Origin of the sequence: Domibacillus indicus (assembly GCF_000970685.1) — a bacterium.
GTDB classification, from domain to species: Bacteria; Bacillota; Bacilli; order Bacillales; family Domibacillaceae; genus Domibacillus; species Domibacillus indicus.
Genome location: NZ_LAJB01000002.1, coordinates 749899 through 762336, shown reverse-complemented (window position 1 = coordinate 762336; position 12438 = coordinate 749899). Strand labels below are relative to the sequence as shown.

The 12438-nt window shown below is 46.4% G+C and carries 15 protein-coding genes and 2 other annotated features (1 of these 17 only partly in view); of the genes, 13 read left to right on the top strand and 2 right to left on the bottom strand.

Features of this window, described 5'->3' with window-relative positions; all coding sequences use genetic code 11:
• Positions 1-27: a sequence feature (ribosomal protein L20 leader region), on the top strand (it extends 112 nt beyond the left edge of the window).
• A 50-nt stretch (positions 28-77) separates the two neighbouring features.
• The 6 genes from infC (at position 78) to VP98_RS04260 (ending at position 3221) form a co-directional block, all read left to right on the top strand.
• Positions 78-596 carry a translation initiation factor IF-3 gene (gene infC, locus VP98_RS04285; protein WP_156151310.1) on the top strand — a complete coding sequence of 173 codons (519 nt, stop codon included), beginning with the start codon at positions 78-80 and terminating at the stop codon, positions 594-596.
• Positions 597-619: 23 nt separating this feature from the next.
• The gene (rpmI, locus tag VP98_RS04280) at positions 620-817 is read left to right on the top strand and encodes a 50S ribosomal protein L35 (protein WP_046174029.1); all 198 of its coding nucleotides are present in this window, start codon (positions 620-622) and stop codon (positions 815-817) included.
• 37 nt (positions 818-854) lie between these two features.
• Positions 855-1211 carry a 50S ribosomal protein L20 gene (gene rplT, locus VP98_RS04275; RefSeq protein ID WP_046174028.1) on the top strand — a complete coding sequence of 119 codons (357 nt, stop codon included), beginning with the start codon at positions 855-857 and terminating at the stop codon, positions 1209-1211.
• Between the two features lie 156 nt (positions 1212-1367).
• The gene (locus VP98_RS04270) at positions 1368-1637 is read left to right on the top strand and encodes a DUF1294 domain-containing protein (protein ID WP_082087814.1); all 270 of its coding nucleotides are present in this window, start codon (positions 1368-1370) and stop codon (positions 1635-1637) included.
• The gene (locus VP98_RS04265) at positions 1634-2119 is read left to right on the top strand and encodes a dUTP diphosphatase (protein ID WP_046174027.1); all 486 of its coding nucleotides are present in this window, start codon (positions 1634-1636) and stop codon (positions 2117-2119) included. The genes VP98_RS04270 and VP98_RS04265 overlap by 4 nt, the downstream gene beginning before the upstream one ends.
• Positions 2120-2135: 16 nt before the next feature.
• A complete protein-coding gene (locus VP98_RS04260) occupies positions 2136-3221 on the top strand; it encodes a M42 family metallopeptidase (RefSeq protein WP_046174026.1) in 1086 nt (361 codons plus the stop codon).
• Positions 3222-3260: 39 nt separating this feature from the next.
• Here VP98_RS04260 and sspI read toward each other — a convergent pair whose 3' ends face one another.
• Positions 3261-3461: a small acid-soluble spore protein SspI gene (gene sspI, locus VP98_RS04255; RefSeq protein ID WP_046174025.1), complete on the bottom strand. Its 201-nt coding sequence runs from the start codon at positions 3459-3461 to the stop codon at positions 3261-3263.
• A 92-nt stretch (positions 3462-3553) separates the two neighbouring features.
• Here sspI and VP98_RS04250 point away from each other — a divergent pair, with 92 nt between their 5' ends.
• From VP98_RS04250 to VP98_RS04225, 5 genes are all read left to right on the top strand, one after another.
• The gene (locus VP98_RS04250; RefSeq protein WP_156151298.1) at positions 3554-4309 is read left to right on the top strand and encodes a TrmH family RNA methyltransferase; all 756 of its coding nucleotides are present in this window, start codon (positions 3554-3556) and stop codon (positions 4307-4309) included.
• Between the two features lie 48 nt (positions 4310-4357).
• Positions 4358-4590, top strand: a binding site (T-box leader).
• Positions 4591-4632: 42 nt separating this feature from the next.
• Positions 4633-5667, top strand: a complete 1035-nt coding sequence (gene pheS, locus VP98_RS04240; protein ID WP_046174022.1) for a phenylalanine--tRNA ligase subunit alpha — start codon at positions 4633-4635, stop codon at positions 5665-5667.
• A 14-nt stretch (positions 5668-5681) separates the two neighbouring features.
• Positions 5682-8096 (top strand): phenylalanine--tRNA ligase subunit beta, encoded by a 2415-nt coding sequence (pheT, locus tag VP98_RS04235; protein WP_046174021.1) that lies wholly within the window; start codon positions 5682-5684, stop codon positions 8094-8096.
• A gap of 55 nt (positions 8097-8151) precedes the next feature.
• Positions 8152-8679 (top strand): PD-(D/E)XK nuclease family protein, encoded by a 528-nt coding sequence (locus VP98_RS04230; protein ID WP_046174020.1) that lies wholly within the window; start codon positions 8152-8154, stop codon positions 8677-8679.
• A 31-nt stretch (positions 8680-8710) separates the two neighbouring features.
• The gene (locus VP98_RS04225) at positions 8711-9304 is read left to right on the top strand and encodes a hypothetical protein (protein WP_046174019.1); all 594 of its coding nucleotides are present in this window, start codon (positions 8711-8713) and stop codon (positions 9302-9304) included.
• 47 nt (positions 9305-9351) lie between these two features.
• Here the strand turns inward: VP98_RS04225 and rnhC are convergent, their stop codons facing one another.
• A complete protein-coding gene (rnhC, locus tag VP98_RS04220) occupies positions 9352-10278 on the bottom strand; it encodes a ribonuclease HIII (RefSeq protein WP_046174018.1) in 927 nt (308 codons plus the stop codon).
• A 91-nt stretch (positions 10279-10369) separates the two neighbouring features.
• Here rnhC and zapA point away from each other — a divergent pair, with 91 nt between their 5' ends.
• Both zapA and polX read left to right on the top strand, forming a co-directional pair.
• The gene (gene zapA, locus VP98_RS04215) at positions 10370-10648 is read left to right on the top strand and encodes a cell division protein ZapA (protein WP_046174017.1); all 279 of its coding nucleotides are present in this window, start codon (positions 10370-10372) and stop codon (positions 10646-10648) included.
• Between the two features lie 67 nt (positions 10649-10715).
• Entirely contained in the window at positions 10716-12422 is a 1707-nt protein-coding gene (gene polX, locus VP98_RS04210) for a DNA polymerase/3'-5' exonuclease PolX (RefSeq protein WP_046174016.1), read from the top strand.
• Positions 12423-12438: the final 16 nt, after the last annotated feature.

Here is a 12438-nt window from a genome sequence, read left to right as displayed (position 1 = left end):
TTAGATGCTCCGTCTTTTTCATGCTATAGCGCGCTTTTCTTTTAAACAGTGTTTTTAAAATGACCCGGAGGTGGCTTATTATTAGCAAAGATATGAATTTAAATGAAGGCATCCGTGCCCGTGAAGTACGCTTGATTGACCAGAACGGCGATCAGCTTGGCATTAAACAAAAACGCGAAGCACTTGAAATTGCTGCCCGCGTTAATCTTGATCTTGTGCTTGTTGCTCCAAATGCAAAACCGCCTGTAGCCCGCATTATGGACTACGGAAAGTTTAAATTTGAACAGCAGAAGAAAGAGAAGGAAGCCCGCAAAAACCAGAAAATCATCCAATTGAAAGAAGTGCGCTTTAGCCCAACCATTGATGAGCATGATTTCAATACAAAGCTTCGCAATGCAGTGAAGTTTTTGGAAAAGGGTGACAAAGTAAAAGCATCGATCCGCTTTAAAGGACGTGCGATTACCCATAAAGAAATCGGCCAGCGTGTTCTTGACCGCTTTGCAGAAGCGTGCAAAGACGTTGCGACTGTTGAGTCTAAGCCGAAAATGGACGGCCGTAGTATGTTCCTTATTATGGCGCCGAAAAACGAAAAGTAAACCAGTTTGAGGAGGAAGACGAAATGCCAAAAATGAAAACTCACCGTGGTTCTGCCAAACGTTTCAAGAAAACAGGTTCAGGTAAACTGAAACGTTCACACGGATACACTAGCCACTTGTTCGCAAACAAATCAACAAAACAAAAACGCAAATTGCGCAAAGGCGCTCTTGTTTCGAAAGGCGATTTCAAACGCATTCGCCATATGCTTGACAATCTGTAAGAAAATTAAACGTAACATCATTTAGGAGGGAAATAGTATGCCACGCGTAAAAGGCGGTACTGTAACACGCAAACGTCGTAAAAAAGTTCTTAAGTTAGCAAAAGGTTATTTCGGTTCGAAACATCGTTTATATAAAGTTGCCAACCAGCAAGTAATGAAATCCCTGCAATATGCATACCGGGATCGTCGTCAAAAGAAACGTGATTTCCGTAAATTGTGGATCACTCGTATCAACGCTGCTGCTCGTGTAAACGGTCTTTCTTACAGCCGTTTAATGCATGGCTTGAAACTTGCCGGCATCGAAGTAAACCGCAAAATGCTTGCTGATCTTGCAATCAGCGATGAAAAAGCATTTGCACAGCTTGCAGACGCTGCAAAAAAACAACTGGGCTAATCGCCTGAAAACCGTTCTGATTCATCAGGGCGGTTTTTTTGTTGAAAAAAAAGCATAAGGAGGGTGCAAATGCGGCTGATCCCTGCGGCAGCTGTGCGATCTGTAAATTATGCGCCGCCTTTAAAAGTCTGGTAAAATATATAAGGAGGTGCCGCGGTGTCAATCATCTTTTTTTATTTTATAGCAATCAATTTTACTACATATGTTGTGATGGGGAATGATAAGAAAAAAGCGCGGGAAAACCGATATCGGACAAGTGAGCGGACACTCTGGCTGCTGGCGCTTGCGGGCGGCGCCCCGGGAGGCTATACCGCCATGCAGGCGTACCGCCACAAAACGAGGCATTCGTCATTTAAATACGGGATGCCAGTGCTTGCCGTAATCGATCTTGTCGTTTTGGCAATGATAGGGGGAACAGCGATTTGAATATTGAAAAATTGTACGAGATGCAGCGCGGGCTCGACCAATACATAGAAAAAGGGCATAATTTAAAAGGGGCTGATTTGTTCAGCCAGAAAGTGCTGGCATTGCTTGTAGAAGTTGGCGAGCTGGCGAATGAAACACGCTGCTTTAAATTCTGGAGCAAAAGGGGCCCTTCAGAAAGAAGAATCATTCTGGAAGAGTTTGTGGATGGCGTGCATTTTATCCTGTCTCTCGGTATTTTAACCCGCTTAACAGAAACAGTGCCGGCAGTTGAAGGCTATGCAGCAACAGAAACGGAACAATTTTTGCGGGTAATGGAAGCTGTGCATGTATTTCAGCAGAAAAAAACAAAAGAGTCTTACCAGTCACTGATGAACCGGTATTTTACACTTGGCGATATGCTTGGATTTTCAGCCGAAGAGGTGGAACAGGCGTATATAGCTAAAAATGAAGTAAACTATCAGCGCCAGCAGTCAGGCTATTAAGAAAGGGGAATAAACCATGAAGAAACTCGATGAAACATTAACAATGCTGAAGGAATTAACGGATGCAAAAGGTATCGCGGGCAATGAACGTGAAGCACGCGAGGTTATGCGGAAATACATCGAGCCGCTTGCGGAAGAAGTTACAACAGACGGGCTTGGAAGCTTAATTGCGAAAAGGACAGGCGATGCAAACGGGCCAAAAATTATGGTGGCAGGCCACCTGGATGAAGTTGGCTTTATGGTGACCCGCATTGATGACAAAGGCTTTATCCGCTTTCAAACAGTGGGCGGCTGGTGGAGCCAGGTTATGCTTGCCCAGCGGGTGACCATTGTGACCCGCAAAGGCGATGTAACGGGTGTAATCGGCTCAAAGCCGCCGCACATTTTGCCGGCGGAAGCACGTAAAAAGCCGGTGGATATTAAAGACATGTTTATTGATATCGGTGCGTCAAGCCGTGAGGAAGCAGCGGAATGGGGGGTCCGTCCGGGCGATATGGTCGTGCCGTATTTTGAATTTACCGTGATGAATAATGAAAAAATGCTGCTTGCGAAAGCATGGGACAACCGGATCGGCTGCGCCATTGCCATTGACGTGATGAAATATGTACAGGGGAAACAGCATGCAAACGTCCTATATGGCGTTGGAACCGTACAGGAAGAAGTCGGCCTGCGCGGGGCGAAAACATCCGCTCATCAGATACAGCCGGATATTGCTTTTGGGGTAGACGTAGGAATTGCGGGTGACACGCCGGGTGTAACGGAAAAAGAAGCGATGGGCAAAATGGGGAAAGGGCCGCAAATTATTTTATACGACGCATCAATGGTTTCGCATAAAGGGCTGCGTGATTTTGTAACCGATGTTGCTGATGAGCTGAATATTCCATACCAGTTTGATGCAATGGCAGGCGGCGGTACAGATTCCGGTGAAATCCACAAAACGGGCAACGGTGTGCCGACGCTGTCTGTCACAATCGCAACTCGCTACATCCATTCCCATGCAGCGATGCTTCATCGTGATGATTATGAAAATGCAGTGAAGCTGCTTGGAGAAGTGATTCTCCGCCTCGACCGCGATACGGTTAACACGATTACATTCGATTAAAAAGAAAGCCGCTCACATTACAGTGAGCGGCTTTGTGTGTTACTGAAGAGCGGATGCCATGCGCTCTAATACAACTTTCTGCTCTTCTGCTGTGCTTTTTTTCCAGAAAAGTTCAAGCATCACGCCAAGGCCCGGCAGCGTTTTTTCTTCGCCTTTTGAAATTGCGTCTTGAATAACAGCCGATAATTCATTTGGATTTTGCCCGTTTAAATTTTGAATAACAGCGCCTCGTAAATTCATGTGTATCCCTCCTTGTTTTGATTATTTTTACCACTGCAGCACCCATTATACAGAGAAATGCTATAATGAATTACGGCGAAAGGAGAATAAAATTGACTTACATTCAATCCGTGAATAACACACATATAAAACAGCTGAATAAACTATGGACAAAAAAAGAACGCGATAAAACTGGTCTTTATATGCTGGAAGGATTTCATCTTGTTGAGGAAGCACTGCGTTACAAAGAGCAAGTGGAGGAAGTGCTTTTATCAGAAGAAGCAGCCGTACCGGCATCATGGAATATGGATGGTTTGAACGTTACGATGATTTCGGCAGATGTAGCGCAAAAGCTTTCTGACACGGAAAACGGCCAGGGTGTTTTTGCGGTATGCCGGAAACAGGAGGCCGCAGAGCTCCCGGCAGGAAAAGCATTTCTGCTGCTGGATGCCGTGCAGGATCCCGGCAATATCGGCACTATGATCCGGACAGCCGATGCAGCCGGAATTGACGGAGTGCTGCTCAGCCGCGGGTCTGCTGACCTGTATAATCCAAAGGTGCTTCGTTCGGCACAGGGAAGTCATTTTCATCTGCCTGTTTTAAGCGTAGATTTAACGGAAGCGGTTGAGAAACTGCAAAAGCGGGGGATTCCGGTTTATGGAACGGCCCTGGAAGGAGCAGCTGATTACAGAGAAGAACAGGCGGGGCCGTTTGCCCTGCTCGTTGGCAACGAGGGCAGCGGCGTACGCCCGGAGCTTCTTGAGAAAACAACAAAAAACGTTTATATTCCGATTTTCGGCCGGAGCGAATCGCTGAATGTGGCGGTTGCAGCAGGAATTCTTCTGTATCATTTTCGGGAAAATAATTGAATTTCAAAAACGGGTTGTCTATAATGAATAAGTATAAATTTGATACTTAAAAAGGCAATGACGGAGAAAAGTACGCCGACTTTCTTTTTCCAGGAAGAAAATGCCCGGACTGAAAGCATTTTTAAAAGGAAACGGCCGAAGTTCACCTCCCGAGCCGGTGCTTGGACCACGAATGTGTAAAGGCATACCGGTTTTATACCGTTATCTGAATGAAGTGAACGTGTGTATTTTTTGCGCGTTAAAAAGGGTGGTACCGCGATATCAGAAGCCTCGTCCCTTTCCGGGAACGGGGCTTTTTTTGTTGCCAAAAAGGAGGAAAAAACGTGGAAGAACAGTTAAAAGGACTGCAGGAAGAAGCGGTTATGAAAGCAGCGGCCGCACAGGATTTAAAAGAATTAAATGACATCCGTGTAGCGTATCTTGGCAAAAAAGGGCCGGTTACGGAAGTGTTGAAAGGCATGGGCAAGCTTTCTGCAGAAGAACGCCCGAAAATGGGAGCGCTTGTGAATGTCGTGCGTGAAGCAATCACAAAAGCGATTGAAACAAAGCAGGCATCGCTGGAGTCAGAAGCGATTCAAAAGCAGCTGGCGGAAGAAGCGATCGATGTAACACTGCCGGGACGGCCGGTAAAAGCTGGCGGCCCGCACCCGCTGACACGCATCACAGAGGAAATTGAAGACTTGTTTATTGGAATGGGCTACACAGTGGCGGAAGGGCCGGAAGTAGAGCAGGATTACTATAACTTCGAAGCGCTCAATCTGCCTAAAGGGCATCCCGCACGTGATATGCAGGATACCTTCTATATTACACCGGAATTGCTGCTGCGCACGCATACCTCTCCCGTACAGGTGCGGACGATGCTGAAGCATGCAGGCAAAGGGCCGGTGAAAATTATCTGTCCGGGCAAGGTGTACCGCCGCGACAGCGATGATGCCACACATTCCCACCAGTTCAATCAGATTGAGGGGCTTGTGGTCGGCGAAAATATCCGGATGAGTGATTTAAAAGGCACACTGGATGTGTTTGCGAAAAAGATGTTTGGCGAAGATCGTGAAATCCGCCTTCGTCCGAGCTTTTTCCCATTTACAGAGCCGTCTGTGGAAGTGGATGTCAGCTGCATGTGCGGCGGAAAAGGCTGCTCGATCTGCAAGGGGACCGGCTGGATTGAAGTGCTGGGTGCCGGAATGGTGCATCCAAATGTGCTCGAAATGGCTGGATTTGATTCAAGCGTTTATTCCGGCTTTGCTTTTGGAATGGGACAGGAGCGTATTGCGATGCTGAAATACGGTATTGATGATATCCGCCATTTTTACACAAACGATCTTCGCTTTTTACAGCAATTTTCTGTACACGAATAAGGAGGAATTGACACATGTTTGTTTCATATAAATGGCTGTCAGAGTATGTTGACATTGCCGATCAAACGCCGGAAGAGCTGGCGGAAAAAATTACGCGCGCTGGTATTGAAGTAGAAGGTGTAGAGCTGCCAGCTTCCGAAATGAAAGGGATTGTTGTCGGGTATGTAAAAACACGCGAACAGCATCCAAATGCTGATAAATTAAGTAAATGCCTTGTTGATATAGGAGAAGAAGAACCGGTGCAGATTATTTGCGGCGCCAAAAATGTGGATGCCGGCCAGTATGTTGCTGTAGCGAAAACAGGCGCGGTGCTGCCGGGCAATTTTAAAATTAAGCGCGCAAAGCTCCGCGGCGAAGAGTCAAACGGCATGATCTGCTCGTTATCCGAACTCGGCATTGAAAGCCGCTTAAACCCAAAAGAGTATGCAGAAGGCATTTTTAATTTCCCAACAGACGTAACACCGGGAGAAGACGCGCTTGCTGCCTTAAACCGCGATGACGCGATTTTGGAATTATCTCTGACACCAAATCGTTCAGACGCGCTCAGCATGATCGGAGTGGCTTATGAGGTTGCTGCTATTTTAGGCCGTGACGTAACACTTCCCGAGCCAAGCCCGGCTGAAGCAGATGAACAGGCAGCAAACGCGGTCAGCATCCGAATTGATGCGCCTGAAGACAATCCTGTTTACGTCGCCCGTGTAGTGAAAAATGTGAAGATCGGCCCGTCGCCGCTCTGGATGCAGACACTCTTGATGAATGCCGGCATCCGCCCGCATAACAATGTTGTCGATATTACCAACTATGTTTTAATGGAGTACGGCCAGCCGCTTCACGCGTTTGACCTTGATCGTGTCCAAACAGGAGAAATTGTTGTGCGCCGTGCCGAACAGGGCGAAAAATTTACTACGCTGGATGACGCAGAGCGCACTTTATCGGCCGATCAGCTGGTTATTACAAATGGCCAGGAGCCGATTGCCCTTGCCGGTGTAATGGGCGGAGCCAATTCTGAAGTGCATGAAGGCACTGTCAACGTTTTGATTGAATCGGCTTATTTCGATGGGCAAACAGTCCGAACGGCTTCGAAAGCACATGGGCTTCGTTCAGAAGCAAGCGCCCGTTTTGAAAAAGGCGTTGATCCGTCGCGCATTGAGGCAGCGTGCGACCGTGCTGCGGAACTAATGGCCGATTTAGCTGATGGAAGGGTTCTTTCCGGACGTGTGACGGCTGGTGAATACAATCCTGAACCAAAACGGGTATCCATTACTCTTGACCGTTTAAATATGCGCCTCGGCACTGATCTGCAAATGGGTGATGTACAGGATATTTTCAGCCGCCTGAAATTTAAAACAGAAGTAAACGGAGATGAAATTACAGTAACCGTACCTACACGCCGCGGTGATATTACGATTCCGGAGGATTTAACGGAAGAGGTGGCACGCCTTTACGGCTACGATCATATTCCGCTTACGCTGCCGGAAGGTGAATCACTGCCGGGAGGGTTATCACCGTACCAGCATGGCCGCCGCATCGTGCGCCGCTATCTGGAGGGCGCCGGGTTTACTCAGGCAGTGACGTATTCGTTAACCTCTGAAAAGCGGGCAGTGCAGTTTGCACTTGAAGTGCGCCAGCCGGTTGCTCTTGCCATGCCGATGAGTGAAGAGCGCGCCTACCTGCGTGAAAGCCTGCTTCCGCATTTAGTAGAAGCCGCTGCGTATAACAGCGCCCGGCAAACGAGCTCTGTCGCTTTATATGAAACAGGCTCGATCTACTTGAATGAAGGAGAAAATGTGCAGCCGAAAGAAGAAGAGCGGGTTTCCGGAATTGTTACGGGTCTCTGGCAGGAACATTTGTGGCAGGGAGAAAAGAAAGCTGCTGACTTTTTCGCTGTAAAAGGTGTGATTGAAGGGCTTGCTGCACGGCTTGGCTTAATGGAGCGCCTGTCCTTCCAAAAAGCAGCACCGGAAGGATTTCATCCGGGACGGACAGCATCTGTTTTGCTGGATGGGCAGCCGGTTGGTGTGATCGGGCAGCTTCATCCTGCACTGGCAAAAGAAGCGGACTTAAAAGAAGCTTATTTATTTGAATTGAAGCTGGATGCTTTGTTACATGCGGAACGGAAAAATCTCGGTTACACGCCGATTCCGCGCTTTCCGTCTATCAGCCGTGATATTGCCCTCGTAGTGGACAGTACGGCTGAAGCTGCTTTGCTTGAAGGAATTATTAAAGAAGCAGGCGGACCGCTTCTAATGAAGGTGCATCTGTTTGATGTTTACGAAGGAGATAAAATGGAAGAGGGCAAAAAATCAGTGGCTTTTGCACTCACATACATGAACCCCGAAAAAACGTTGACAGATGAAGAAGTGACGGCTGTACATGAGAAAGTACTTGCTGCACTAAAAGAAAAAGCAGATGCAGATCTGCGTGCATAAGAATGAAACGGGGCAGTCCAACATCGTTTGGACTGCTTTTTTAAGGAGAGAAATGATGAATATTTTTAAGGTGCTTTCTTCTAATGATGGTTCGATCAATGAGCCAAATGTCAGTTCCTTTCTTGCTTATTTGCTGGACCCGAATGAAAATCACGGCCTCGGGTCCAAATTAGTTGAACGGTTTTTAGAGCCGATTGTTATGAGCAGCCCTCAATTTTACAAAGAGTTGATTTATGAAGGGAGAATTCGGGATTTATCGAGTCAATCTTTTTTTGAAGTAAGGGTGCAGGCTGAACTCACTGTAATCAGTTATGAGGACCGCTTCAAAAAGAAAACGCGTGATATTGATATAGTGATTGAATTGTTTAACAGGCAGTCTGCAGATAAAGTACCCCTATTCGCTTTTTGTATTGAAAATAAAATTAAAGATGGCGCCATTGTAAAAGGCGGAAAGCAATTATTTGAAGAAGCGGCAGGCTTCCAAAATTATTACACTTCTGAAGGAGCGCAGGCGCCTTTGCCTTCTCTTTCGTTCATTTATTTAACTCCCCCAAAAAAGCAGGGCTGCCGTTTGCGAATTTGAAGAATTTCTTCATGATGCCAGAGAAGCAGGAATGAATCTTCCGTGCGTACATTTAACATGGCAGGACAGCGGCGAAGAACAGCTCTCATCCATTGCCGGAATGCTGGCTGAGTATGTAAAGCAGGAGGCATCCGGGCAGACGGAGCCTATATATGAATACGTGAAACATACCATTAAAGCTTTTTTAGCTTTTATACAATCAGGCTTTCAATCCTATCAGCAGGAAAAAAAGCTTCAGCAGGAGAAAAATGATTACCTGAAACCAATAATTGAATACATACGGGATTTTTACTATTTTATGGAAGGTGGAGTGGATATTGAACATGAAGCATTAAAAAAATGGGTCGCCGGAAGAGTAAAAGAAGTTTCAGGGGCAGAAGTAAAAAAAGGGAATTTTGACGGTGCGTATATTGTAAATGAAAAAAATAGAAGGCATTATGGCATAAGCAGCCCGTATCGAACAGAAAAAAATCTTTTTTATTATCCCGACGAACAAAATAAAAAAATCATTCGAAAACTAGATGCCCGGCAGATACCGGAAAATATACCCGTTTACTGGAATGATAAAGAAAGTCCGAATGGAATTGGCGAAGCGCTTTTAAAAGGAGATATGCTGCCCGAATAAAAGAAAAAAAGCGCAATGAGAAGCGGCCGCTCATTACGCTTTTTTCTTTACATTCCCCCGCGTACAATCCGCTTCGCTTTTTCCGTATTGGCAAAATGGAGCTTTGTAAAGTGGCGCAGCACACTTTCATTGTATGTTTGAATAAGGCGGGCCGCGGCTTTGTCTACCATCGGGCCGGCACCTTTCGGGATAGCAAAACCGGCTTTTTCAGACAGTGTATCCATTTCTTTTAAAAATACATAACGCGCTAAAATAGAAGCCGCTGCAACCGACAAATGCACGCTTTCTCCTTTTGTACTAAAAAAGACATTTTCTTCTATAATCCGCTTCTGGCCTTTTAAGTGCCGGTAATAAACTGTTTTTTCAGCAAACTGATCGACAAGCACGGCTTCAGGCTTTTGCGGCTGCATCTTGTCAAGAAGCTTGCCGAGCGCCTGATTATGCAAAATGGCTTTTATCTTTCCCTGCGACATACCGCTTTCCTGCAGATCATTGTACTTTTCGTTTCGTAAAATAAGCAGGCTGTACGGAATCGCTTTTAACAGCTTTTTAGCAATAAGGATAGTTTCCGGATCCTTCATATCTTTAGAATCACGGACGCCGAGTGCCTGAAGCTCGGCAATCTGGCTTTTTTCAACATAAGCGGCGACCACTGTAATCGGTCCGAAATAATCACCGGTGCCGACTTCATCGCTTCCTGCCACAGACATGCCGGAAAATCCCTCTGGCAAATGAACGCCCGGCAAGGAGATTTTTTTTGTTTTTGGCTCCGCCGTCTGTCCGTCCCATTTTTCTGCTTCCTGCCGGGCGTTTTTGCCTTGAAACAGCACTTTTCCCGAACGGTAGCCAGTAACAGAGCATCCATCGACTTTAGCAGCAAACACAGCTCCGGCGGGGAGAGTGGCCGGGACACCGTAATGATCCTTCATTTTTTGTAATGTTTTGTTGCTGACAACAAGCACAGTATGACTCAAATCGACACCCTCCAAACTTTCTTCCTTTTCACGGTAAATGACTCGTGGTATGATATATAACAGAATTGCAACAGAAATGGGGGCCTTGCATTTGTCGAATGGACAAAAGACTCGCCTAACAGTTGACATTTACGGATATCAGTATACGATTGTAGGAACTGAATCAGAATACCATATTCGCCGCGTGACGGAAATGGTAGATGACAAAATGCGTGAAATCGGCAGCCGCAATGCTTCGCTCGATACGCAGAAAATTGCGGTGCTGACGGCTGTTAATATGGTGAATGATTATTTGAAGATGGAAGAAGAGCTGGAACAGATGAAAATGGAATTGAGCCACATGAAACAACGAAGCGCCGTTAACGGCTGAAAAACTTCTCTCCTATTTGGTAGAGAAGTTTTTTTCTGCTACTATTAAAGAAAAGCAGGTGACCGACATGGTAAATAAAAAAGACGTTATTCGATTGCTTGAAAAAATTGCAGTATATATGGAGTTAAAAGGAGACAACCCATTTAAAATATCCGCATTCCGAAAAGCAGCCGCAGCACTTGAGCAGGATGACCGCAGTCTTTCGGAAATTGACGATGTAACGAAATTATCCGGAATCGGCAAAGGAACGGCTGCCGTTATTACTGAATACATGGAAACGGGAGAATCCACCGTGCTGACGGAGCTGTCTGGTGAAGTGCCGGAAGGGCTTGTGGCTTTATTAGGGCTGCCCGGCCTTGGAGGAAAGAAAATCGCCAAGCTCTATAAAGAGCTGGGTATTACGAATATGCTCGAACTTAAAGAAGCATGCGAAGCGCACCGTGTGCAGGCACTTGCCGGGTTCGGCGCAAAAACCGAAGAAAAAATTCTTCTGGCGGTTGAAAAAGCCGGCACACAGCCTGACCGCCTGCCAATCATGTATGTCCTTCCGATTGCAGAGCAGATTGAAGCATATTTGGCCGGCTTTGAGGAAATAAGCCGCTTTTCACGGGCAGGCAGTTTGCGCCGCCTTCGTGAAACAGTAAAGGATCTTGATTTTATTGTCGCAACCGAAGCGCCGGAAAAAGTAAAAGAGCATCTTCTGGGAATGCCGGGTATAAAAGAAGTGATTGCGGCCGGTCCGACAAAAGTGTCGGTGATCATTGAAGGAGAATTTGATTTATCGATTGATTTCCGCATCGTGCAGCCTGAGCAGTTTGCCAGCGCTCTTCATCATTTTACCGGCTCAAAGGACCATAACGTAAAAATACGCCAGATTGCCAAGGAACGGGATGAAAAAGTAAGCGAATATGGAATTGAGCAGCCGGATGGAAGCGTAAAAACATTTGAAAGTGAGGAATCACTTTATCATCATTTGGGGCTGCCGTTTTTCCCGCCGGAAATCAGGGAAGACGGGACAGAAACCGATAAATACAGAGATGGCACCCTTGTTCAGCTTTCCGATATAAAAGGCGATCTTCATATGCACACAGCCTGGTCGGACGGCGCGTTTTCTATCGAAGAAATGATCGAAGCGTGCCGTGCGCGCGGATACCAATATATGGCTATCACAGATCATTCTCAATACTTAAAAGTGGCAAACGGGCTATCCGCAGAGCGGCTTCTGCGGCAAAATGAAGAAATAAAAGAATGGAATGAGAAATTCAGCGATATCGAAGTGTTATCGGGCATTGAAATGGACATTTTGCCGGACGGCACACTCGATTATGAGGATGATGTATTAAAACAGCTTGATTTTGTTATAGCTTCTATTCATTCCAGCTTTTCTCAATCTCAAGAAAAAATTATGGAGCGTCTGAAAACCGCCCTGCATAATCCGTATGTAAAGCTGATTGCCCATCCGACCGGTCGTATTATCGGCCGCAGGGACGGCTATCCGGTCAATATGGAAGAGCTTATCAAATTAGCAGCAGAAACAAATACAGCGCTGGAGCTGAATGCAAACCCGCATCGGCTTGATTTATCTGCCCCGTATTTAAAGCAGGCGCAGGAAGCGGGCGTAAAAATTATGATTAATACAGATGCCCATGCCATCGAACACCTTGAATTTATGGAAACAGGCGCAAGCGCGGGCAGAAAAGGGTGGCTGCGGCCGGAAACGGTTATCAACACGTGGCCAAAAGCTGAGTTTATGTCATTTATCCGCAGCTTGTAACGCCTTTAAAGGAGTC

Excerpts from the sequence above, each read along its gene's own strand:
- rpmI (WP_046174029.1), top strand. The coding sequence starts at position 620 with ATGCCAAAAATGAAAACTCACCGTGGTTCTGCCAAACGTTTCAAGAAA.
- rplT (WP_046174028.1), top strand. The coding sequence starts at position 855 with ATGCCACGCGTAAAAGGCGGTACTGTAACACGCAAACGTCGTAAAAAA.
- VP98_RS04260 (WP_046174026.1), top strand. The coding sequence starts at position 2,136 with ATGAAGAAACTCGATGAAACATTAACAATGCTGAAGGAATTAACGGAT.
- sspI (WP_046174025.1), bottom strand. The coding sequence starts at position 3,461 with ATGAATTTACGAGGCGCTGTTATTCAAAATTTAAACGGGCAAAATCCA.
- pheT (WP_046174021.1), top strand. The coding sequence starts at position 5,682 with ATGTTTGTTTCATATAAATGGCTGTCAGAGTATGTTGACATTGCCGAT.
- VP98_RS04230 (WP_046174020.1), top strand. The coding sequence starts at position 8,152 with ATGAATATTTTTAAGGTGCTTTCTTCTAATGATGGTTCGATCAATGAG.
- VP98_RS04225 (WP_046174019.1), top strand. The coding sequence starts at position 8,711 with ATGAATCTTCCGTGCGTACATTTAACATGGCAGGACAGCGGCGAAGAA.
- polX (WP_046174016.1), top strand. The coding sequence starts at position 10,716 with ATGGTAAATAAAAAAGACGTTATTCGATTGCTTGAAAAAATTGCAGTA.